23 protein-coding genes are annotated in these 20,957 nt (G+C 48.6%); 12 read left to right on the plus strand and 11 right to left on the minus strand.

Annotated elements, in window-relative coordinates; translation table 11 throughout:
- Positions 1–48: 48 nt before the first annotated feature.
- Genes MVG27_RS10040 through MVG27_RS10050 form a run of 3 tightly spaced genes read right to left on the minus strand, consistent with a single transcriptional unit; the run spans position 49 to position 4,018 of the window.
- On the minus strand, positions 49–1,002 hold the full coding sequence (locus MVG27_RS10040) for an ABC transporter permease (protein ID WP_297551101.1): 954 nt from the start codon (positions 1,000–1,002) through the stop codon (positions 49–51).
- Positions 972–3,095, minus strand: a complete 2,124-nt coding sequence (locus tag MVG27_RS10045) for an NEW3 domain-containing protein (protein WP_297551099.1) — start codon at positions 3,093–3,095, stop codon at positions 972–974. The genes MVG27_RS10040 and MVG27_RS10045 overlap by 31 nt, the downstream gene beginning before the upstream one ends.
- Positions 3,092–4,018 (minus strand): ABC transporter ATP-binding protein, encoded by a 927-nt coding sequence (locus MVG27_RS10050; protein WP_297551097.1) that lies wholly within the window; start codon positions 4,016–4,018, stop codon positions 3,092–3,094. Before MVG27_RS10050 ends, MVG27_RS10045 begins: the two co-directional genes overlap by 4 nt.
- Before the next feature lie 102 nt (positions 4,019–4,120).
- Between MVG27_RS10050 and moaC the strand changes: the two genes are divergently transcribed.
- Both moaC and MVG27_RS10060 read left to right on the plus strand, forming a co-directional pair.
- Positions 4,121–4,585, plus strand: coding sequence for a cyclic pyranopterin monophosphate synthase MoaC (moaC, locus tag MVG27_RS10055; RefSeq protein WP_297551113.1), 465 nt, complete (start codon positions 4,121–4,123; stop codon positions 4,583–4,585).
- Positions 4,586–4,634: 49 nt separating this feature from the next.
- Entirely contained in the window at positions 4,635–5,147 is a 513-nt protein-coding gene (locus tag MVG27_RS10060; protein ID WP_297551111.1) for a hypothetical protein, read from the plus strand.
- A gap of 4 nt (positions 5,148–5,151) precedes the next feature.
- Here the strand turns inward: MVG27_RS10060 and MVG27_RS10065 are convergent, their stop codons facing one another.
- From MVG27_RS10065 to MVG27_RS10090, 6 genes are all read right to left on the minus strand, one after another.
- Positions 5,152–6,663, minus strand: a complete 1,512-nt coding sequence (locus tag MVG27_RS10065; protein WP_297551095.1) for an AMP phosphorylase — start codon at positions 6,661–6,663, stop codon at positions 5,152–5,154.
- 114 nt (positions 6,664–6,777) lie between these two features.
- Positions 6,778–7,026, minus strand: a complete 249-nt coding sequence (locus MVG27_RS10070) for a hypothetical protein (protein WP_297551093.1) — start codon at positions 7,024–7,026, stop codon at positions 6,778–6,780.
- Positions 7,027–7,124: 98 nt separating this feature from the next.
- Entirely contained in the window at positions 7,125–7,373 is a 249-nt protein-coding gene (locus MVG27_RS10075; RefSeq protein ID WP_297551109.1) for a hypothetical protein, read from the minus strand.
- The gene (minD, locus tag MVG27_RS10080) at positions 7,373–8,152 is read right to left on the minus strand and encodes a cell division ATPase MinD (RefSeq protein WP_297551107.1); all 780 of its coding nucleotides are present in this window, start codon (positions 8,150–8,152) and stop codon (positions 7,373–7,375) included. Before minD ends, MVG27_RS10075 begins: the two co-directional genes overlap by 1 nt.
- Before the next feature lie 134 nt (positions 8,153–8,286).
- Entirely contained in the window at positions 8,287–9,096 is an 810-nt protein-coding gene (locus MVG27_RS10085) for a slipin family protein (RefSeq protein ID WP_297551091.1), read from the minus strand.
- Positions 9,096–10,439 (minus strand): nodulation protein NfeD, encoded by a 1,344-nt coding sequence (locus MVG27_RS10090; RefSeq protein ID WP_297556600.1) that lies wholly within the window; start codon positions 10,437–10,439, stop codon positions 9,096–9,098. Before MVG27_RS10090 ends, MVG27_RS10085 begins: the two co-directional genes overlap by 1 nt.
- 90 nt (positions 10,440–10,529) lie before the next feature.
- Between MVG27_RS10090 and MVG27_RS10095 the strand changes: the two genes are divergently transcribed.
- The 5 genes from MVG27_RS10095 to MVG27_RS10115 all read left to right on the plus strand — a co-directional run bounded on the left by MVG27_RS10095 (position 10,530) and on the right by MVG27_RS10115 (position 13,602).
- A complete protein-coding gene (locus MVG27_RS10095) occupies positions 10,530–10,844 on the plus strand; it encodes a hypothetical protein (protein WP_297551089.1) in 315 nt (104 codons plus the stop codon).
- Positions 10,805–11,644, plus strand: a complete 840-nt coding sequence (locus tag MVG27_RS10100; protein ID WP_297551087.1) for a DNA-3-methyladenine glycosylase — start codon at positions 10,805–10,807, stop codon at positions 11,642–11,644. Before MVG27_RS10095 ends, MVG27_RS10100 begins: the two co-directional genes overlap by 40 nt.
- Positions 11,641–11,973, plus strand: a complete 333-nt coding sequence (locus MVG27_RS10105) for a hypothetical protein (RefSeq protein ID WP_297551085.1) — start codon at positions 11,641–11,643, stop codon at positions 11,971–11,973. Before MVG27_RS10100 ends, MVG27_RS10105 begins: the two co-directional genes overlap by 4 nt.
- Before the next feature lie 28 nt (positions 11,974–12,001).
- Positions 12,002–12,400 (plus strand): hypothetical protein, encoded by a 399-nt coding sequence (locus tag MVG27_RS10110; protein WP_297551083.1) that lies wholly within the window; start codon positions 12,002–12,004, stop codon positions 12,398–12,400.
- Positions 12,401–12,621: 221 nt separating this feature from the next.
- Positions 12,622–13,602, plus strand: a complete 981-nt coding sequence (locus MVG27_RS10115; RefSeq protein ID WP_297551081.1) for an N-acetylmuramoyl-L-alanine amidase — start codon at positions 12,622–12,624, stop codon at positions 13,600–13,602.
- Here MVG27_RS10115 and MVG27_RS10120 read toward each other — a convergent pair.
- Positions 13,599–14,678: a DUF512 domain-containing protein gene (locus MVG27_RS10120; protein WP_297551079.1), complete on the minus strand. Its 1,080-nt coding sequence runs from the start codon at positions 14,676–14,678 to the stop codon at positions 13,599–13,601. The genes MVG27_RS10115 and MVG27_RS10120 overlap by 4 nt on opposite strands.
- A gap of 57 nt (positions 14,679–14,735) precedes the next feature.
- On the opposite strand from MVG27_RS10120, the gene MVG27_RS10125 reads away from it, so the two are divergent.
- Together MVG27_RS10125 and MVG27_RS10130 are read left to right on the plus strand one after the other, a co-directional pair.
- Positions 14,736–15,269 (plus strand): adenylate kinase family protein, encoded by a 534-nt coding sequence (locus MVG27_RS10125; RefSeq protein ID WP_297551077.1) that lies wholly within the window; start codon positions 14,736–14,738, stop codon positions 15,267–15,269.
- Positions 15,270–15,332: 63 nt separating this feature from the next.
- Positions 15,333–18,350 (plus strand): alpha-mannosidase, encoded by a 3,018-nt coding sequence (locus MVG27_RS10130; protein ID WP_297556603.1) that lies wholly within the window; start codon positions 15,333–15,335, stop codon positions 18,348–18,350.
- Here MVG27_RS10130 and MVG27_RS10135 read toward each other — a convergent pair.
- Positions 18,337–18,834, minus strand: a complete 498-nt coding sequence (locus tag MVG27_RS10135) for a type II toxin-antitoxin system VapC family toxin (RefSeq protein ID WP_297556605.1) — start codon at positions 18,832–18,834, stop codon at positions 18,337–18,339. The two genes, MVG27_RS10130 and MVG27_RS10135, sit on opposite strands and share 14 nt — an antisense overlap.
- Positions 18,835–18,892: 58 nt before the next feature.
- Between MVG27_RS10135 and MVG27_RS10140 the strand changes: the two genes are divergently transcribed.
- The 3 genes from MVG27_RS10140 to MVG27_RS10150 all read left to right on the plus strand — a co-directional run.
- Positions 18,893–19,660, plus strand: a complete 768-nt coding sequence (locus MVG27_RS10140; RefSeq protein WP_297549346.1) for a 5-oxoprolinase subunit PxpA — start codon at positions 18,893–18,895, stop codon at positions 19,658–19,660.
- 4 nt (positions 19,661–19,664) lie between these two features.
- Complete coding sequence (pxpB, locus tag MVG27_RS10145; RefSeq protein WP_297556607.1) at positions 19,665–20,336, plus strand: 5-oxoprolinase subunit PxpB; 672 nt, start codon at positions 19,665–19,667, stop codon at positions 20,334–20,336.
- On the plus strand, positions 20,329–20,957 hold a 629-nt coding region (locus MVG27_RS10150; RefSeq protein WP_297556609.1), incomplete at its 3' end, for a biotin-dependent carboxyltransferase family protein. The genes pxpB and MVG27_RS10150, both read left to right, overlap by 8 nt.

A 20,957-nucleotide genomic window follows, 5' to 3' on the forward strand; every position in this document is an offset into this window, starting at 1 on the left:
CCAGGCATATCGACATTTTAGGGGTCCCTAGTGCAAAAATTGAAAAGACTACCTGAGGTCGCTGGTCAAAAAGCGGGCATAGGCGAGGGCAAAGGGCAGGAGCAACATCACCAGAAGAACCGCTAGGTTGTTGAAGCCGTAGGTGAATGAATCGCCGAGGGGTACGTAATAGTTTGTGAACTCATCCCCGGCGAAGATGTAGCCAACGAGCTGGACGTAGTGGTGGGTTGGATTTATTGAATGAAGCCTTGAAACCCAGAGGTTGAGCTTTTCCTGCCAGAGTTGATGGGCAACCGTCCCCCACGGAGGCTCAGGACCGACTATTTTCGGCGCTATTATCTCAACGACTATGCCGTAGAAGATGGTTAGAAAAATCGCTAGACCAATTCCTATGAGCATCGATGTTTCTGGCTTCTTTGAGAGGGTCGAGAGAAGTAATCCAATGGAGAGAAAAACGAAGGTGTATAGGATCGTCACTAGCATCGCTACAAAGCCCCTCAAGAGGGAATCGCCGTCCAGGGGTATGCCGAGGATGAGCATTACCGCAACCATAACAACGTAGGAGACGATGTAAGTTAAGGCTATCAGCGCTCCCATCCCCGAGAACTTGCCATTGATTATCTCGTCCCTGTAAACTGGATGGCCGAGGAGGACTTTGATTGTTCCACTTTCAACTTCCCTGTTTACAGTATCAGCCCCTAGGGCAGCTCCCAGAACGGCCCCGAGAACACTGATTATCGTCATGTTTATCATGAAGAGCATCGCAAAGGGGGTCTGGTATATCTTTCCCTCAACGCCCCAGAGGGGAAAGCTATTGGAGCTAACCCTCGGCGTTCCCATCTGTATCAGGTAGTCCTTGGTCGAGTAAACGGCTAGAGCAAAAATCAGGAGATAGATAAAAATTGTCACGCTGAACCTCTTGCTTTTCACCGAAACGTACAGTTCCTTGAGGGCTATGTTCAAGATTGAACTCATCTCCTGCCGACCCTCCTCATCAGCCATACAACTATTCCAAACGCCGCGATGAGGAGAACGATACCTACCCATGCCCCACTGGAACCCTGGGTTACCCTGACTGTTATTACGGTTTGAGTCTTAGCTTGGTCGCCTGCGGCCGTTATAGTTACAGTATAGGTTCCTGCGGGCGTTGATTTGGGAACTCTTATTCTAACCTCTGCCCTTACAGGACCTTGGGAAACCACAACGTTTCCATTCATCTCAGGACCAACGCGAGGTATCATCTGGGGAACCACTTCCACATCCCAGCCGTTTGGAGCCTGAACGCTGAACTTGACGTTTGTGACCGGGCCGTCGGAGTCAACCCAAAGCGCTGTCGCGGTTGTCTCACCCGCTCTAACAGTAAGCAGGGGATTATCGACGTTTAGTGTGAGTGTCGCAGGGTTTTCAACCCGAACTGTAAGGGGAATAGTTTTCCTAAGGGTTCTTCCAGAGACAACGACTTTGACCTTAAGTTCCTCTGAACCAACGTTGAAAGGAGGTATGATAATGAGGTACAGGGTGGTGCTTTCACCGCTTCCCACTTTAATGCTCTCAACTGGAGATTCTCCCCTCGGGTCTTGGCTGATCAAATAGTTCCATCCCGAAGGAAGCCCCTCAACGGTTATCGTGTACTTATCCTCCTTCGAGCCAAGGTTCTGGATTGTTATTCTTGTACTCCCCCCAGTCCCGGGCTTTAGTGTTACCACATCGCTTTCTAGTTCGATCTTGAAATAATAGTCGGCCCGCTGGAGTGTGATCTCGAGTGTTTTCTCTTCTCCGTCGGATAGCTTCAACTTCTCGGTTTTCTGGGAGCAACCCTCACATCCTGCTATCAACGTGTATTGCCCGGGCTTCAACTCAAAGCTGACCGAACCGGCTGGCGATGCCGTAAGGTTCTTCCCGGCTATGGAAACCCATCCCCTGACGGGGTTGCCGTTCTCATCCCTTAAGACAACCACAAGCTTCGCTGGTTGGCCGAGGTAAGTTTTGTAGATGTAGATGTTAAGAAAATATGGCTTTCCGTTAATTAACAAGCCAATTTTGTGGTCGCCAAGCGTCGCGTTCCTGGGAATAGAGACCACCAACGTTGCTGTAGAGCTTCCATCAACCTCAAAAGTCCTGACCCTGTATCCTCCAGCTTTCAGGTAAACATCCCAGCCGGGAGTGGTGTTGAAGGTGGAGAACTCGACAATACCATTGCCCTCAAAGGAAATAGGAATCTGAATTACGTTTCCCGCCTCCGCTTCAATGCCTCTGTAGGGTATTAAAACCTCTATCCCCCTATATCTCACGTGGATTCTTCCAAGAAAGTCTCCAACCGAAAATTGAAGGGTTCCATTGGAAGAGGGTTCAACGTGAAGGGTTAGTGTAATTGTTCCCTTTGGGGGGACCGATATTCTAGAGACTTCGACGCCATTATAAAAAAACCCTGCTTTCCAGTTGGGGGGTAAGAACACGCTGAGATTAAGAGTTAGCTCCTCCTCCGAGAGGCTTTCAACGGTTATGGGAACGTCAAAAGGCCCGGAAACCACAACGTCCTCGTAAGGACAAAATACCACATAGCGGGGATTTTTTACTTCGGAAACTTCTGGAATAGCGTAGATGCTGAGAACTGTTCCATTGTACTCAAGGACAAGTTTTCCAAAGATTAAGGTTTTGTTTGTCTGAACGGATTTCAGCGTTCCATTTATGGATACCTCCATACTGTGGTTGTCAACACCGACAACCTCAATGATTGCGCCATCGACGCTAGCTCTAGCCCCGATTTCGGGTTTTAGGGAAGTGAGGAACCTTGGTTTCACAGAGACTACAAGAAATCCTCCTTCCTCTGTATAACTGCCCATGAGGATTTTAATGCCGTCTTTTTCCATCAGTGAGCCAAAGGAGAAGGGTTTTAGGCCAACGATATCATTCCCCAGTTTCAGCATTAGGTAGGGACTTCCGTTTATGGATTGAACTATGGTTATCGTGTAGTTTTCAACCTTAAGCATCTGTCCAGGTGCGAGTCTGCTCTCAAAAACAGTTACGTAAGGCTGTGCACTTACAGTCTGAACTATCAGAAGGAAAAGGAGCAACACGACGAAAAAGCGCCTCATCGTTCACTCCTCCTGTATATTGTCTTCAAGAAAACGTCCTCAAGGCTGGGTTCCTTAATCTCGAGACTCATTATCGTCACTCCTCTGGAGGCAAGATAACGGGAAAGCCACTCCCTTATGTCGGAGCGGGCGAAGATTATTGCCCTGTTCGGAGCCATCAGCTTGATTTCAGTTATATCATTGTGTTCAATTTCTGGTAGCTTCTCTTTGGTTTCAACAACTATTTCAAAGCCTTCCAGACTCATAAAGCGCCTTTTTATCTCATCGAGCGGTCCGAGAGCCTTAAGCTTTCCTTCAACTATTATACCCACCCTATCGCTAAGCTCCTCCACTTCACTCAAAACGTGGCTTGAGAAGAAAACTGTCCTTCCGCTCTCTCTGAAATCCCTTATGACCTCCTTTACGAGATGAACGCCTTCGGGATCTAGACCACTGGTGGGTTCGTCTAAAATCAAAAGCTCGGGGTCGTTTATTAACGCCTGAGCCAGTAACAGTCTCTGCTTCATTCCTTTTGAGAAGGTCTTAACGGGCCTATAACGCACTTCCCAGAGACCCACAGTTTTGAGCACCTCGGTTATTTTTTCTTCTCTTTCCAGCTTCCCCATCCTGTAGAAGTTTGCAAAGAATTCTAGGTTTTTCCAAGCCGTTAGCTCACCGTAAAGGGTGGCGTTCTCTGGGAGGTAACCTATTCTCTCCTTAGCCTTTATCGGCTCCCTCATAACGTCCGTTCCTAGTATTTTAATCGTCCCGCTGTCGGGTATAATTATGCCAAGCATACTGAGAATCGTTGTGGTTTTACCCGCACCGTTTGGGCCGAGAAATCCGAAGACTTCGCCTTCAAATACCGAAAAGCTGAGGTTATCCACGGCTTTGAAGTTTCCATAAGTCTTTGTAAGTCTCTGAACTACTATTGCTTCTTTCATTCAGGAACACCCCGGAGGTAGTTAAAATAATCAAATTGTGTTATAATAGGTGAGGCATGACTTTTAAGGATTTTGATTGAGTTTTTGGTGGAGGGAATAAAGATGAAACTCACTCACGTTGACGAAAAAGGCGTTAAAATGGTTGAAGTTGGACACAAGAGGGAGGTTTTCAGAAAGGCCGTAGCGAAGGGCCGAATCTACCTCAGGCCCGAAACCATCGAGCTCATAAAGGCCGGAAAAACGAAGAAGGGCAACGTGATAGCGACCGCACAGATAGCGGGGATTCTGGCCGTGAAGAAAACACCAGAGCTTATCCCCCTGTGTCACCCGATACCCTTAACTGGAGTAGACATAACCTTCGAGTTCGGCGAAAACTACATCGAGGCCACCTGCGAGGTTCGCGCGGTTTATAAGACAGGTGTTGAAATGGAGGCCCTCACGGGCGTTAGCGTAGCGCTCCTTACGATATGGGACATGGTCAAGGCCGTTGAGAAGGATGAAAACGGCCAGTATCCAGTGACGAGGATAGAGAACATCCACGTCGTGGAGAAGATTAAACAGGAATGACCAAAAAGGGTTATAAATGACACCCGTCAAGCGACAGTCGGTGAGTGCCATGTATCAGGTGAAGAAGAGCAAATCCGGTTACATCTTTGACCTCCCAAGGGAGAGAATAGCCTTCATGTTTCTCAAGGATGGGACCTACATAATGTTCCACGACGAAGAGTTCCTCTGCTACTCGCCGAAACCCGTTGAAATCTCAAGGGAGGAACTGGAGAGGTTCGAGAAAACCGGTGAGATGCCGGAACTGGTAAGGCGCGTTAAGGCCCACGACTTTCCGGAGGAATGCGTCGTCAAGAAACTTCCCCCGATTGACGAGGACTTAAAACCCTTTAACCCGAACAGGAAGTGTGTCGTTATCTTCACCGGCTTCCAGGACACGGTCATAGACTACATAGAGAGAGACGGTATAACCTACGCGGTTGCGAGGCTCGTTGATGATCCTGAAAAAATCTGCAGGTTCGTAGGGAAGGGCAACTACAAGGTTGCTGCAGTGAAACTTAAGAGGAACGAAAAATGCCTGACAAGGGAAGAGTTCCTGAAAGAGCTAGAAAAACTAAAAGGATAAGGCCTCAGATGTTCCCTATTCGCTGGAGAACCATCCCCTCTATTCTTATGGGCTCCGTTCTCCTCGCAAGGACTATGGCCTGGTCGAGCCTCGCCTCGTGTTCGGCGTGAATCGTGAATAGCGGGTCGCCCTCCTTAACCTTCTCACCAACCTTAACGTAGAGCTCCAGGCCAGCACCTTTGTCTTCCGGCGCTCCCGCGGCCCTCGCTATTGCCGTTATCGCCCTGTTGTCTATTGCCGTTACATAACCGCTCGTCGGGGCGGTGAAGGTGTAGGTCTTGTCACCAATCGGTATCTCCTCGGGCTTGATGTTCGGGTCTCCGCCCTGGGCCTCGATGATTTCCTTCATCTTCTCCCAGGCCTTTCCGCTCTCAAGGATTTCCCTGGCCATTTTCTTGCCCATCCCTGCCGGGGCAACACCGCCCATCTCAAGGAGGATTCCTGCCAGACCGGTGGCCTTCTCTATAAGGCTTCCGGGGCCTTTGCCGGTCATGAGGGCGGAAAGAGCTTCTCTAGCTTCGAGGGCGGGACCAACGGTGTGGCCTATCGGCTGACCACCGTAGGTTATGGCAACCTCAACGTACTGGCCGAGCCTCTTACCGAGCTCTATGAAGTCCCTTGCAAGTGCTCTAGCCTCATCAACAGTTTCTACTTTAACTCCCTTCCCCGTTGGGATGTCGATGAGCACGTACTGACTTCCCATGGCATACTTCTTTGACATTATGCTCGCTAGCATAAGACCAGGTGGATCAACGCTGAGAGCACGTTCTGATTTTATTGTTATATCGTCAGCGGGAGCAAGGTTCAAGGCTCCGCCCCAGACGAGGCACGCTCCAACCTTCTCCACTATCCTCTTTATTTCGTCGAGCGTAAAGCTGACGTTGGCGAAGACTTCAACGACGTCGGCAGTTCCAGCGGCGCTTGTTATTGCCCTTGAGCTGGTCTTGGGTATTGTAAGACCAGCGGCGGCCACTATCGGGACGACAAGGATGTTGGTCTTGTTTCCGGGGACACCGCCAATGCTGTGGACGTCCATTATGGGCTTCCTGTCGATGTCAAGCATGTCACCGGTCTCTGCCATTGCTATTGTCAGGGCCGCTATCTCGTCCATGTCGAGACCGTTTATCTCAAGGGAGGTCACGAAAGCACTAATCTCTATGTCGCGGAGCTTCCTGTCAACGATGTCCCTCACTATTGCCTCAATCTCGACCTTCCTCAGCTTTTCACCATGCATCTTCTTCTTTATATAACGGACGCTCTCCGGTGTTCCGGCAGGAATAACGGCAACTGTCTCTCCTTCAGAGAAATTATGGAGCTCTAAGATGTCTTTACTAACGCCAACCTCACCTTTGCCAACTAAGTTGCTTATTACAACGCTTCCATAAACTGTCTTCTTGCCTGCCTCGAGCTTCACGAGGTCGTCTGGATGGAGCTTTGCTTCTTTGGCGTCCTCCTCGTTTATGAGAACCGAATATCTACCGCTGTACAGGTCGAGGATTCTTACCTTCGCTTTCATTCTCTCACCCCCGGTGAATTTATCTTTTCTTTCATAACTTACTTAAATGTTTTCGAGAAAAGCAAGCCAAAAGAATAACGGACAAAACTGAACAATAAGCAGAGACGTGTAGAATTATTCAGACAAGCTCTCTCCGTATTGGACTTTTGAATGAACGACTGTCTCGAAGTCACCGGTTTTAAGAAGTAATCGAATAACATCTTTACTGATCTCTCGAATCGCCTGTGGAAGAACACCAGAGCCAAACAGATAATACCTAACAACCTCTCCAAGGGGGGCGGTATACAGCTTTCCATCAAACACATAAACTTCCTCCCCTACTATTCCCACAAGCTTATTTTTGTAGCCCAGCTTCGCTTTCATCGCCCCCCACCTCCAGAATAGAAACCACAACTTATGTTTTAAAATTTAACGGCCGATAAAGATTTAGTAACAATAAGTTAAACAACAAAAATAGGATATCAAAGGTTTCTAACTTCCTCATCTATTGACTCTTCCAGCGTTTTTTCCCAGTCTTCAACATCAAACTGCTCTAGTTCTCCTTCAAGCTCCTCCTTGAGGCTCATAACTCGTCTCTTTAGAGCAGATTTAGTTTCTTCGTCATAAACCACATAGTATGGGTTGTTTTTTGCTGAGATGTAAAGTATCGCTAGGATTATTACTAGAATGAAAAGGATTATAACAAGCCCATAAAGAATTATCTCCGCCATCATCTCTTCCCCCCGAATATTGCCTTGAAGACCCTCTTAATTGGGCTCTCCGGCTCGGGAGGCTTCCACTTAATTCCCGCAAGTTTGGCCGCGAGCTGTTTGATAGCAATAGCTGCCGGGCTTGTTGGATTCTTGATGACGAGTGGCACACCATAAGCAGAGGCACGCTTAACTTCCGGATCCTCTGGAATCATCGCTAGAACAGGAACCTCAAGGATAGCCTCGATTTCCTCCTTGCTGAGCTCGGTCTTCTCGTTGGTGACCCTGTTGAGAACGACACCGAGAGGAAGTGTTCCAAGTTTTTCTGCTATGAGCTTAGTCTTGAGAGAATCTGTGATCGCAGAGATTTCTGGGTTCGTGACGATTATGAGTTCCTTACCTATAAGCAACGCTGTAACTGAGGTCATCTCGAGTCCAGCGGGGGCATCGATAAGGACAAAATCTGCCATCTGGCTGATCTCTCTCATGAGCTCCCTTAATCTCTCGGGTTTAGCTTTTTTGACTTTCTCGAGGCTTAGTCCACCGGGAATTACTTTTACTCCAGCAGGTCCCTCGTAGATAGCGTCCTTAAGATCGGCTTCTCTAGCAAGAACATCATGAAGTGTGATTGGAATGTCTTCCATTCCAAGTACGAGGCTAAGGTTTGCCATTGTCAAATCTGCATCGAGGAGAATTACTTCCTTGCCGAACTGGGCCAATGCAACACCGAGGTTTGCAACGGTTGTGGTTTTACCCGTTCCACCCTTTCCAGATGCAAAAACTATTGAACGCCCTTCCAAAGCCGACACCTCCGGTAAAATCATGATAGGCATGCACTAATTTAAGGCCTACTGTATATTGCGATTATCGCTTAAGAAACAAATGCTTTTAGCTTTTACGGTAGAAATAAAAAGGAAGAAATTGTCAAAGATGTTCATTCAGCTTTTTTACCGGCTTCTCCCTCAACTTTGGCAGTATATGCCCTAGCAGCATCACCGACGGCCTGGAAAAGTTTCAGCATCTCCATCGGGAGTGGTAGGACGATGACGTTGCTCTTATCGCTGGCTACGTCGCTGATTGTCTGTAGAGTCCTAAGCTGGAGCGCCATGGGATGCTCGCTGATTATTTCAGCGGCCTCACGGAGCTTCTCGGCGGCCTGTCTCTCCGCCTCAGCAAGGAGAATCCTTGCCCTTCTCTCCCTCTCGGCCTCAGCCTGCTTCGCCATAGCCCTCTGCATTCCCGCTGGCAACTCGACGTCCTTTATCTCCACGGTTGTGACCTTTATTCCCCACGGGTCAGTTGCCTCGTCAATGATTTTCTGGAGTTGTAGGTTTAACTTTTCCCTCTCACTGAGGAGCTCGTCAAGGTGAGCCTGACCTATGACACTCCTCAATGTTGTCTGGGCTATCTGGCTGGTGGCCATTATGTAGTTGCTGACCTGAGTTACGGCCTTAATCGGGTCAACAACGCGGAAGTAAACAACGGCGTTGACCCTGACTGGAACGTTATCCTTGGTAATGGTTTCCTGAACCGGGACATCGAGGACTCTGGTACGGAGGTCAACTATAACGGCCTTTTCAAAAATCGGGATTATGAAGAACAGACCAGGGCCCCTTGCTCCAACGACCCTACCGAGACGGAAGATAACGGCTCTCTCATACTCCTTGACTATTTTTATGGCACTGGCCAGTATAATCAAGACAAAAAGCAAAACGATTCCCAAAACTATTGTCCCAACCGCCATCAATTACCACCCCTAACCTTTTCGACGACGAGCGTCAATCCCCTCATCTCAACAACCCTAACCATTTCACCGACCTTAATGGGAGACCCATCCTTAGAGACAGCCTTCCAGAGCTCTCCGTGGATTTTTATGACTCCTTCTGGGGTTAGGTCTTCAACGACCTTTCCAATCTCCCCGATGAGTTCTTCCTTTCCCGTTTCAGGCTTTCTACGGTGGGCCCTGACCACTGCCGCCATTCCAAAGAGGAAGAACAGCGCCAGCAGAACACCCGTGACTATTATGGCAATCCTGAGGGTTTCGAAGGTTGATGAGTTCACGAGGTAAACACCCCCTCCTTTGCCAAAGAGCAGTAGCCCTCCCAAAACAAAGCTGACCAGTCCGGCGATTGTGAAAAGACCGAAGGTCGGAGTTAGCGCCTCCGCTATGAAGAAAATCATTCCGAGGATTATTAGGACAAGGCCGGCATCGTTGTAGCCAAAGTAACCCATGCCGATTACACCCAGAACGAGGAGTATCGCTCCAAGGGTTTCGGGAACGTGCCATCCCGGCGTCAGGAACCCGAAGACTAGTCCGAGCATTCCGACGACGAATAGAAGGTACGAAACCGCGGGATTCGCAAGGAACGTGACTATTCTGTAGCTGATAGAGGGGCTCAGTTCTTCGACCTTAACGTTGGTGAAATTGAATGGGACATAACCTTTTCCTGCAACGGGAATCTTCGTCCTCATGCCGTTGGCCTTCTTGAGAAGGTCGGGAACGCTATCCGCGATAACCTCTATAACGTGGGCCTTCAGGGCCTCCTCGGGGGTCAGGCTCAAATCCTCCATGACGAACTTCTCGGCGGCGGTAACGTTCCTTCCGCTTTCTTCTGCAAGAGAACGCATGTATGCTGTGTAAAAGTTTCTGATTTTCGCGGGAGCGCGTATTATACTGCCATTGGCGGCGTAGCCGAGTATAGGCTCGCAGGCCCCTATGCTCGTCCCAGGGGCCATCGCTATCAGATGAGAAGCCATCGCTATGTACGTGCCGGCTGATGCCGCTATCGCTCCTCTGGGGTAAACGTAGATTATAACTGGAACTGTTGAGTTCTGGATTAGCGAGACTATTCTCATCATGGCATCTCCCTGGCCACCGGGGGTGTTTAGCTCTATTATGAGCGCCTCGGCGTTGTGCTCCTCGGCAGTCTTTATGTAACTCGCGAACTGGTCTGCGGTGTACTGGGTAATCGTCCCGTCTATCTTGCCAACGTAGACGACTTTCTGGGGCTCCCGCTGGGCAGATACTGGGGGAATGAGCAACAGGGCAATCAGAACTATCAGCAGGGCGCGCCTCATGAGTCTCATCACTCCTAGATACCACTCAAACGTTAAAAGCCTTTTGTCCCCAACGGGAGTTAGGAAAGCCATTTATACGTGGAGCCACTAAGCACGATTATGCTCGTCGAAACCTACAAGCGCTTTCGCATTGCAAAAAATGGGGAGAAGGCTAAACTTGCAAACCACCTCATAAGGGAAGTGGCAAAGCTCTCCCATGAAGAGCCCTTCTGGGAAGCCGTCAAAAAACTCGGCCTAAAACCTGAGGCCGTAAAGGAAGCCATGCTCTACCTCGAGGGAAGGGGAGAGATTGAAATAAAACGTTCCTCAGATGGAAAGAGGTTGTGGGTTTTGACCCTAAGGGATATAAGGAAAAATCCCGTAAGGCTGGACCGATGGCTGGGGTTGACATCGGGAAGACGAGCGGAGAAATGATACGAAATGGCACGTGGGCCTTTAAGGACGGGACATTCTATCAGGCCCTCAGGCTGGAAAGCGGAAGGGCCGGGATAGTTGCCTACGATGGGGACTTTCACTTTCCTGAAGACTGGAACAGGGCCGAGAGAAAGGAAGCTAGAAAGAAAATAATCTTTATCTTAGGTCTGAACACGGATTTGGACTCCTTTTATGCCCAGATAAGCGATTCGCCCTTTGAGTTTCTCATTGAGGAGTTTTATGGACTGAGTGCTCCTGCCTCCCCAAGTCCCTACCAGGCCCTTGTCGAGGTTATAGCCCAACAGCAGGTTAACTTCGAGTTCGCCCAGAGGACGATTGGAAACCTCGTCAAGCTGGCTGGAGAACCGGTTGAAGGGCTCTACCTCTTTCCCACCGCGGAGAAAATTAATGAGTTGGGTGAAAGGCTTAAGGAGGCAAAGCTTGGTTATAGAGCCGGCTACATAAAGTCCCTCACGGAACTTTACCTTGAGGGAAGGCTGAACCTCAAACTCTGGGACTGGGAAATAGATAGGGCAATCGGATACCTCACCAAATTCAGGGGCATAGGAAAGTGGACCGCGGAGCTGTTTCTGGCCTATGGGTTGAGGAGAAACGTTTATCCAGCCGGTGATCTTGGTCTCAGGAGAGGAATAGCAAAGATTTTCGGAAAGCGCCTGAAGGAAGTCAGAGAAAAGGACGTTCGGGGGATTATAGAACCATACGGGAAGTGGAAGGGGCTTTTGGCCTTTTACATTCTCTGCTACGACCGAAAAACGGAGATGGAGCGGAGAAAAAGATGAGTAGTGTTGTCATAATGCTTGATAGGGAAAAATTCAAGAATGTTAAAAACAAGGATATAGTTTCGCTCATCGAAGAAAGCCTCCCAAAAGTTGAAGAAACCCTGAAGGCCGAGAGGGAAGAGTTTCTCCGCGAAAAAATTGCAAAACTTGAAGAAAAGCTGGAAAAGATGAGTTCCGAGATTGAAGAGCTCAGGGAGTTCTACGAAAAGGCGCTAAGGGACAAGGGATTGATGATGGCTGAAAAGAAGAAGCTGAGAAAGGAAAACGAGGAGCTCAGGGCAAAGCTAGAGGAAAAGCGGAACAAGGCAGGCCAGATTCACAAATTGTGAACAAATTGTTCACGGAGCGTGAACGAAAATGAAGCTCCTTATCAAACCCAATAGGGGCTTTGGAAAAATTGAGGTGGAGCTTGACGAAACTCTGTGGGAGAGAATTGAAGAGCTTGCCGAGCGCTACAGCCTTTCCCCTGAGAGAGTGGTTGAGATTGCACTGAAGGGGGAGTTCAAAGAACCCCGGGGAGACCTCGAAGAACTTGAGGAAAAAGTAAAGGAACTCGAAAGAAAAGTCTGGAAACTTGAGATGGAATACGCCCCGCTCAGGTATAAGGCATACGGTCTGAGCGAGGACAACAAAATCCTGGCAATTGAACTCTCAGGTTTAATAGCCGAAAACAACCAGCTGAGGCGCTTCCTTAGGCTTCCCCCGAACAGGAATATAGAGCTGAGAAAGCTTATATCCTACTACCTCCAAGGCTAAAACGCGGATGATGACAGCGAATTGCACTGATGTTGATGACGAGGACTGGCCCTGACGCCGTCCCGGACGGGCTGTGAGGAATCCAAGACGGGATGAGTAAAGGCGATGATATACCCTATGAGCGCCGAGCCTGTCCGGGGCGTTGGACAATCAACAACTTTTGAAAAAACTTATAAACAAGAATGCTCTTTTATTGACACTAACCAACGGAGGTGTCCCTTATGAGGAGGTTTAGTCTCCTGATAATATTCCTCCTCCTGCTCTCTGCCGTGCCGATTTTCAGTGCAAGTTATGTTGGTGCAGTCCAGACAGACCTGAGTGGGCATACTATTTGTGTCGACGCTGGGCACGGAGGCAGTGACCCGGGAGCAGTTGCCAATGGCGTTGAGGAAAAGAACATTAACCTTGCAATAGCCCTCAAGGTTGCAAAGCTCCTGGAAGAGGACGGAGCAAAGGTTGTCCTAACTAGGGACGGCGATTACTACGTTTCACTCTCGGATAGGGTCAAAATAGCCAACTCAAACAACTGCGACATATTCATCAGCATACATGCCAACGCGGCCAGTGACACCTCGGCCAGTGGGTTTGAGGTGTATCACTACTACGGTTCAACAAAGGGAAACGAGCTGGCAACCTACGTTGATGAAGAAATCGCCAAAGTTATACCTCTCAAGAACAGGGGTGTTAAAGAGGCTGGCTTTTACGTTCTCAAATATACCTCAATGCCGGCAATCCTCATCGAGACGGGTTTTGTGACCAACACTTATGATGTTGGAATAATAACTGACGAAAACTATCAGTGGCGCTATGCTTACGCGATTCTTCATGGAGTCCAGAGGTACTTCGGCGTTCCAGTCCACGACCCACTGCCGACCGTGACGGATATAAGGTTTGCAGACCATGGGGACTACTTCAGAGTTGTACTTGACGTAAGCCAGAGCACAGAGTATGAGACGTTCTATTACTACTATGGCTATTACATTGTCATCGAGGTTCCAAACGCAACGCTCGCTGACCTGGGCTGGAATTCCGATGGAACGTGGCAGTATACTGAAACGGGCTCCTCAAGTGTGCCCTACATCTATGCAACGGAGTATGAGGGGACTGTCTACGTGGTTCTGGCACTTGGCTATCCATATCAGGGCTACAAAGACTTCACGCTTGAGAACCCCTACAGGATAGTCGTTGACGTCTACAGCTAAACTGCCCCCACGCTCTCCAATATTTTTGGTATCTCACCGGGCTCAAGGGCGCTCTCGACCATATACCCCTTCTCCACGAGGATTCTCGAAATCAGCTCTTCTCTAGTGTAACCGTCGAGCGTTCTATCCCCGTAGAACATCAGCTCCGGAAGGAGAATAAGACCGAGTTCAACCTCCGGAAGGCTTCTAACGGTTCTCAATACGTCTCTGCCAGTAAGCAGTCCGGCGGTTCCGATGTTCCCGCCGAAGAACTCGTTTTTAACGGCGATGACAGGAATCTTTGGAAATATCCTCCTCAGCTCGGGGTAGGCCAGCTCGCCTGTGAGGATGTAAGTTTTTATGGCCGGCTCTATCTCAAAGGGTCCAACTTCGAGCCTCAGCTCGCCGAGGAGGGCTTTGAAAATCGGTGGAATCACAACTTTTATTCCCGTTTCCTTTCCAGCTTCGAGTGCAGTCTCCTTGACGAAGACGAGCTCTTCCCCCGTTAATGGCCTGACGTCCCTGTTGTACCTCGTTACACCGACCGGGAAGAGCCTTACTTCGGCAACTTCCATCGAGGCCAAATCCCCTATTATTTCCCCGATGTCGTCAACGTTGTAGCCGGGGGTGAGGATTATGTCCGCTATGACCCGGAAAGTCCTGGCAACCAGCGGGAGAAGGTCTATCAGCTTACCGGCGAGGGGGCTCCTCATGAGTGCAATCCGCTTTTCCCTCTTTGTTGTGTGAACCGAAATCTGCATCTCATCGAGACCTGCTTTTTGGAGGCTTTCAATTCTCTTCTCATCGAGCCCGACGTTTCCGGCCGTGTCTGTAACCCGAATCCAGAGCTCTGGGTAGTGTTCGCTCACGTAGGCGATTCTTTTCTCAAGTTCGGGGTCGTTGAGCGTATCATGGAAGGAAACCCTGTAAATCATCTCCTTTGGATTTTGACGAAGGTAACAGAAGAGGCAGTAGCTCCCGCAGGGACCGGCTTTACTAGAGGGCGGAATAACGACCAAATCTTCTCTCTCATCGACTCCATCGAGCTCGTACTTCGTTATCTTCCTTAGCCTGAAGTCCTCGGTGAACTCATACATGCCTCGATGTTGGAGCAGGCTTTTTAAAAGATTAGCGTAAGAGTTCCGGGGATTGGTATGATAATAGCGGTAACCGGAACTCCCGGGGTTGGAAAAACGACAGTCTCAAAGCTTTTGGCAAGAAAGCTCGGCTACGAATACGTTAGTTTAAGGGATTACGCGATGGAAAGGGGAATCGGTGAGATGAAAGGCGATGAGCTGGAGGTTGAGGTGGACGAGTTAGCTTATAACTTCGAGAGGGACTTCGCCGGAAAAAACGTCATCGCTGACGGTCACTTGAGCCACTTTCTCAAGGCCGACCTCGTGGTGGTTCTGCGCGCCCATCCAAAGCTTGTAGGCGAGAGGTTGAAAGCCAGGGGTTATTCAAAGGAGAAAATTGGGGAGAACGTTGAGGCCGAGCTCGTTGATGTAATCCTTGTTGAGGCCCTCGAGGAGAACGAGAACGTTATTGAGGTAGACACGACGGGAAAAACGCCCGAAGAAGTCGTTGATGAAATTCTCAGGCTGATTCAGAAGGGCGTTAAAAGAAGGGTAGGCATTGTTGACTGGAGCGAGGTTTACGACGAGGTGATACCATACCTAAGGTTGTGAGAGAAAATTTTTGAAGAGCCGAGTGGAATGATAGTCTGTTCTCTTTGGAGAGTGGTAGATATGATGGGACTCTCAGAGATTGAGAGAAAAGCATTTGATTTAATGGCAAGTTCCATCGTAAGATACAAGCCCCTGGATATATGGGAATTCGAGGGAGCCAAGATCACATTGCCTTTTCAACAGAAGGCATTTCCCGGAGATCTTTTTCTGTTTTCCAGGGAAATCAACGTTCCCAATGATGACCTTAAATGGTTTTTGAAAGTCTCGATGGAAGGAAACGCTCTGGTAAGACTTGATGGAAGGGCTTATGGGACTATCGATGACGTCCACACGTACATCCCAATACGTCCCGGAAAACATAGGCTCGAACTTACGGTTTCACCGCTAACAATGTTCGGTTATCACAAGTGGAGAATTAAAATTGACTACGCAATGCTCATTGGGATTATGTGGGAACCTTACGTTCTAGCCCAGAGATTACTGGATTTGGTCAGTTTTATTGAGGTGCTGGAAGAAAATGACCTTAGGGAGGCCCTTATAAAAGAACTCTCCGATATTCTCATAGGAGTTAAAAGTGTTCCCAACATAAAACAGATCACCCTTCTTAGAATGCTTCTGTACGATGGCGGTTTAGGGATTAAAGAGCTCAAAATAGGTAGATTCGACACGAGAGACGTTAGACCCGACTACATGTTTCTTTCGGCAGTTTATGGAACGGGGATCATGCAGGGAATATTCGATGATATTCCAAACCAAAGCAGAGAAAAGTACATAGAAGAAATTAATGAAATCCTCCAAAAGTTAGAAAAGGCCCTGGCGAAGCTGAGAAGGGCATTTCCAAAGATAGGTAAAGCCTACGCTTTTGCTCATTCTCATATCGATGCAGCATGGCTCTGGCCATACAATGAGACAAAACAGAAAATCCTGAGGACTTTCTCAACAATGGAGAGGCTAATGAGAAGATATGGGATTACGTACATTCAGAGTTCAGCACAATATTATAGATGGCTCGAGGAAATGGACAAGGAGCTCTTTGAAAAGGTTAAACGGTACGTAGAGGAGGAAAAATGGATACTGGCCGGAGGAATGTGGGTAGAGAGTGACGTTCAGCTAATAGATGGAGAATCTCTCGTTAGGCAGTTTCTCTACGGCCAAAGATACTTCCTTGAAAAATTTGGTAGGATTTCTAAGATAGGTTGGCTTCCAGATACCTTTGGTTTTTCAGCCTCATTGCCACAGATAATGAAAAAGAGCGGAATCGAGATGTTCGCAACGTATAAACTCCTCTGGAATGAGAGGAATGAATTCCCATATCACGCATTTATATGGAGGGGAATTGACGGAACAGAGATTCCCGTTCACATTATGATGAGTTACAAATCTTCAATGACCACCAAGAGCTTGTATAAACAGTGGAAAAGATACAAAAACAAATATGAGGTCCCGTTTCTACTCTATGCCTATGGATATGGTGACGGTGGGGGAGGAGTTACCTGGGAAATGGTTGAAATGATGAAATACATGAACAAAGTTCCATATATTCCAAAAATAACAAAGGGCCAAGAAAAAGAGTACATTTCAGAGCTTAAATCATGCACAGAAAAGATGCCAGTATGGGAAGGTGAACTCTATGTCGAGGTGCATAGGGGAACATACACAACAAACCTCCGGATGAAAAAATTAATGGCAACCGCCGAGTCAACTCTTAGAAGTGCAGAAATTTGGAGTTCAATCGCCGAGATGCTGGGATTACTTGAATACCCAAAAGAGAAGCTTGAGGAAATGTGGAAGAGGGTCTTATTGCATCAATTCCACGATGTCCTTCCGGGTTCTTCAATAAGGGAGGTCTATGAAGAAGCTACCAAAGATCTGGAAAAGATAATTCAAGAAGGGAAAAGAATAATAGAAAGTTCACTACTAACGATTGCTGAAAACAGCGGTTGTTCTCTGGTCTTTAACGATCTTCCATGGGAAAGACGAGAAGTTATTGAAGTTAATGGGGAACATTATCTTGTGGAAGCTTCGCCGATGGGATGGAAACCCTTTAGACCTATTTCTTCAGAAAATGGGGTCACAGTCAAGAATAATGGCGATACAATAATCCTTGAGAACGAATATTTAAAAGCTGTGATTAACGAAGACGGAGAGCTAGTATCACTATACGACAAAGAAAACAAAAGAGAAGCCCTAAGAGGTCCAAGCAATGTCATCATGGCCCACGTGGACACACCCGGAATGTGGGACGCATGGGATGTTAATGAAGACTTTCTGATTCAGGGAGAGAAACTAAAAACAAGAGAAAAAGCAAAGATAATCTATAAGAGCCCTCTTATTGCAGTAGTAAAAGTTGTCAAAGAATACAGAAATTCATTGGTAACTCAGCTAATAAAGCTTCGCAAGGAATCAAAACTCCTCGAATTCGAGACAGAAGTTGATTGGAACGACAAAGAGGTTCTACTTAAAGCATGGTTCAACTTCAACACTCACAACTGGAGCTCTTTTTACGACATCCCCTACGGAGTGATAGAAAGGCCTGCCGTGAGAAACACACCATGGGAACAAACAAAATTCGAAGTTCCTGCATTAAGATGGGCTGACGTGTGCGATGGGGAATATGGAGTTGCAATCATATGTACCTCTCGCCACGGATATTCAAACTGGGATTCAAAGATTGGACTGAGTCTACTGAAATCCCCTATTTATCCCAACCCTTGGAGTGACATAGGAAAGGGGCAATTTACCTATTACCTCTATCCACATAAAGGAGACTGGTTTGATGGAGAAGTGTACAAGAGGGCTTTAGAAGTATGGTCTAAGCTGAGAGTCGTCAAAACGAAGAAAGACCGTTGTTCTGGGGAGTTCAGTTTCATGAAAACCGACGCAGTTGTAGGGGCACTGAAAAAAGCTGAAGACAACAATGGATACATTTTGAGACTCTATAATCCATCGGGAGAAGAAATTGAGGTAACTCTACCAAAAGAGGGAACTGAGCTCGACATGATTGAGGTAAACAGTATTGGGAAAACAGGGAAGAAAATTAGACTGAAGCCCTTTGAAATAAAGACGATCAGAATCTCTTAGCTCTCTTAGATTTTCTTTTTGGAACTAACCTAACAGGGCTTCCGCAGTCGGGACAGACTCCTTCTGGAGGCATCTCCCTAAAGTGCTTTCCACACCCTATGCAGACGTAGTTCCAGCGGATTACCCTTTTTATGCCCCGCTTTAGTGTTCTGAACTCTATGCCAAGAGTTCTGGCTATATTCTGGAGGTTGTAGTCGTCGGTGAGAAGGATTCCTTTGAGCTCGTAGGCCAGCGCGAGAACCTCAACATCGGCCTCGCTCAGCTCGTTCAGCTCGCCCGTTCTTCTCGCGGCGTCTTTAACGGCCTCGATGCTCTTTAGCGATGGGGCTAAAACCCTAACCTTGCCCGCGCTGATTAATCCTTCCAGGAAAAGCTTTGATTCCGGGTCCTTTACCTCCTCAACGACCTTTGGAGTGGTTACGCCTTCAACATCAACACCCTGTATAAAGATGGCCGTGTCTATTACCTGAACTTTTCCTCCCATGGCCCTAACTTGGAGAAACCCTTTTTTAGATTTCCGTCGAAAGGAATGCGGTGGGAACATGAAGGTTGACCTCAACTCCGATTTGGGGGAGAGCTTCGGCCGTTATAAGCTTGGCCTCGATGAGGAGGTAATGAAGTTCATAAGCTCGGCGAACGTCGCGACGGGTTGGCATGCCGGCGACCCGCTGGTGATGAGGAGAACCGTGAGGCTCGCAAAGGAGAAGGGCGTTGCCGTTGGTGCGCACCCGGGTTATCCGGATTTGCTTGGCTTTGGAAGGAGATACATGAAGCTTTCACCGGAGGAGGCGAGGAACTACATCCTCTACCAGATTGGGGCGCTTTACGCCTTTGTTAGAGCTGAGGGGGTTGAGCTACAGCATGTCAAGCCCCATGGGGCACTCTACAACGCCCTTGTGAGAGAAGAGGAACTGGCCAGGGCGGTGATAGAGGGGATAGCGGACTTCGATAGGAACCTGATATTCGTAACGCTCTCCGGCTCACGGCCCGCTCAGATAGCGGAAGAGCTTGGCGTTAATGTTGCCCACGAGGTTTTTGCTGATAGAGCTTACAACCCGGACGGAACGCTCGTCCCACGCTCCAAACCCGGGGCGGTAATACACGATAAGGAAGAAATAGCGGAGCGCGTTGTTTCGATGGTCAAAGATGGCGGGGTTAAGGCGATAAACGGCGAGTGGATCGAGCTGAAGGTAGATACAATCTGCGTCCACGGCGACAATCCGAAGGCTGTGGAGATAGCAAAGCACGTTAGAGAAGTCCTCGAAAGAGAAGGCGTCAAAATAGTTCCGATGATAGAAATCGTTCGGTGAGACCATGAAAATCAAACCCCTCGGTGACTCCGCCCTTCTGATTTCCTTTGGTGAGACCATAGACGAGGAAATAAACGAAAAGGTTCACGCTCTCACAAGGACCATAGAGCAGGCTAACTTTGAATGGCTCGTCGAAGTTGTTCCTGCATATTCTTCCCTCGCGGTAATCTATGACCCCACTTTGGTGGACTTCGAGAGCGTTAAGCGGGCCATTGAGGGAATAGAGATTGCCTCAGAGCGCTTTGAGGGAAAACTTGTGGAAGTTCCCGTCGTTTACGGTGGCAAATACGGCCCGGATTTGGAGTTCGTTGCAAAATACAACGGTTTGAGCGTTGATGACGTTATCGAGATTCACTCGAGGCCGGTCTACCGCGTCTACTTCCTTGGCTTTCTCCCAGGGTTTGCTTACCTCGGCGGAATGGACGAGAGGATAGCGACACCTCGCTTAGAAAAACCCCGCTTGAAAGTTCCAGCGGGTTCAGTTGGGATAGCTGGAAAGCAGACCGGAATTTACCCGCTCGAAAGCCCCGGCGGCTGGCGACTCATTGGGAGGACGCCGTTGAGGCTCTTCAACCCGGCAAAAGACCCTCCGACCCTCTTTCGGCCAGGTGATAGGGTGAAGTTCGTACCAATAGATGAAAGCGAGTTTATGGAGTGGGGTGAAGGCGTTGATTAAGCTCCTCCGCGTTCCCTCGTTGCTGACGATTCAAGATGCTGGAAGGCCAGGTTATAGAAAGCTCGGTGTCCCGGTTTCCGGTTTCATGGACGACTATTCCGCGAGGATTGCCAACTACCTCGTCGGAAACCCCGGGGACGCTCCGCTTTTAGAGTTTCTCCTCAGGGGGCCGGCTCTTCGCTTCAAGTCTTCTGCGGTTTTTGCCGTCGCCGGGGACGTTGATTTGAGGCTCAACGGCGTTCCTGTTGAGCCGTGGACGAGCCACTGGGCCAAGAGAGGCGATGTCCTTGAGGTTGGGGCCTTGAAAACGGGCCTCTACGGATACATAGCCTTCGCTGGCGGAATAAAGTGCGAAAAATTACTCGGGAGTTGCTCCGCCTATCCAAGGGCTGGGCTTGGAAGGCCACTAAAGGAGGGAGATGAACTAACCTTTGGATACTCAATCCTGACTGGAAAGGAGGGAAAATACCTTTCCGAGGAGCTTAGACCGGATTATTCCAGAAAAGAAATAACCGTTAGCGTTATCCTCGGCCCGGATTTGGAGCACTTTACTGAGAGGGGAATTGAAACCTTTCTGAGCGAGGCGTACACCGTAACGCCTGAATCCGACAGAATGAGCTA

The sequence above is a fragment of the Thermococcus sp. genome (genome assembly GCF_027011145.1).
Classification (GTDB): domain Archaea; phylum Methanobacteriota_B; class Thermococci; order Thermococcales; family Thermococcaceae; genus Thermococcus.

Bases quoted from the DNA above. Each gene is read 5' to 3' on its own strand.
- MVG27_RS10050 (WP_297551097.1), bottom strand. From the start codon at position 4,018: ATGAAAGAAGCAATAGTAGTTCAGAGACTTACAAAGACTTATGGAAAC.
- MVG27_RS10065 (WP_297551095.1), bottom strand. From the start codon at position 6,663: ATGAAAGCGAAGGTAAGAATCCTCGACCTGTACAGCGGTAGATATTCG.
- MVG27_RS10075 (WP_297551109.1), bottom strand. From the start codon at position 7,373: ATGGCGGAGATAATTCTTTATGGGCTTGTTATAATCCTTTTCATTCTA.
- moaC (WP_297551113.1), top strand. From the start codon at position 4,121: ATGAAACTCACTCACGTTGACGAAAAAGGCGTTAAAATGGTTGAAGTT.
- MVG27_RS10060 (WP_297551111.1), top strand. From the start codon at position 4,635: ATGTATCAGGTGAAGAAGAGCAAATCCGGTTACATCTTTGACCTCCCA.
- MVG27_RS10090 (WP_297556600.1), bottom strand. From the start codon at position 10,439: ATGAGACTCATGAGGCGCGCCCTGCTGATAGTTCTGATTGCCCTGTTG.
- MVG27_RS10140 (WP_297549346.1), top strand. From the start codon at position 18,893: ATGAAGGTTGACCTCAACTCCGATTTGGGGGAGAGCTTCGGCCGTTAT.
- pxpB (WP_297556607.1), top strand. From the start codon at position 19,665: ATGAAAATCAAACCCCTCGGTGACTCCGCCCTTCTGATTTCCTTTGGT.
- MVG27_RS10070 (WP_297551093.1), bottom strand. From the start codon at position 7,026: ATGAAAGCGAAGCTGGGCTACAAAAATAAGCTTGTGGGAATAGTAGGG.
- MVG27_RS10115 (WP_297551081.1), top strand. From the start codon at position 12,622: ATGAGGAGGTTTAGTCTCCTGATAATATTCCTCCTCCTGCTCTCTGCC.
- MVG27_RS10120 (WP_297551079.1), bottom strand. From the start codon at position 14,678: ATGTATGAGTTCACCGAGGACTTCAGGCTAAGGAAGATAACGAAGTAC.
- MVG27_RS10040 (WP_297551101.1), bottom strand. From the start codon at position 1,002: ATGGCTGATGAGGAGGGTCGGCAGGAGATGAGTTCAATCTTGAACATA.
- MVG27_RS10095 (WP_297551089.1), top strand. From the start codon at position 10,530: ATGCTCGTCGAAACCTACAAGCGCTTTCGCATTGCAAAAAATGGGGAG.
- MVG27_RS10130 (WP_297556603.1), top strand. From the start codon at position 15,333: ATGGGACTCTCAGAGATTGAGAGAAAAGCATTTGATTTAATGGCAAGT.
- MVG27_RS10135 (WP_297556605.1), bottom strand. From the start codon at position 18,834: ATGGGAGGAAAAGTTCAGGTAATAGACACGGCCATCTTTATACAGGGT.
- MVG27_RS10045 (WP_297551099.1), bottom strand. From the start codon at position 3,095: ATGAGGCGCTTTTTCGTCGTGTTGCTCCTTTTCCTTCTGATAGTTCAG.
- MVG27_RS10110 (WP_297551083.1), top strand. From the start codon at position 12,002: ATGAAGCTCCTTATCAAACCCAATAGGGGCTTTGGAAAAATTGAGGTG.
- MVG27_RS10105 (WP_297551085.1), top strand. From the start codon at position 11,641: ATGAGTAGTGTTGTCATAATGCTTGATAGGGAAAAATTCAAGAATGTT.
- MVG27_RS10125 (WP_297551077.1), top strand. From the start codon at position 14,736: ATGATAATAGCGGTAACCGGAACTCCCGGGGTTGGAAAAACGACAGTC.
- MVG27_RS10100 (WP_297551087.1), top strand. From the start codon at position 10,805: ATGGCTGGGGTTGACATCGGGAAGACGAGCGGAGAAATGATACGAAAT.
- MVG27_RS10085 (WP_297551091.1), bottom strand. From the start codon at position 9,096: ATGGCGGTTGGGACAATAGTTTTGGGAATCGTTTTGCTTTTTGTCTTG.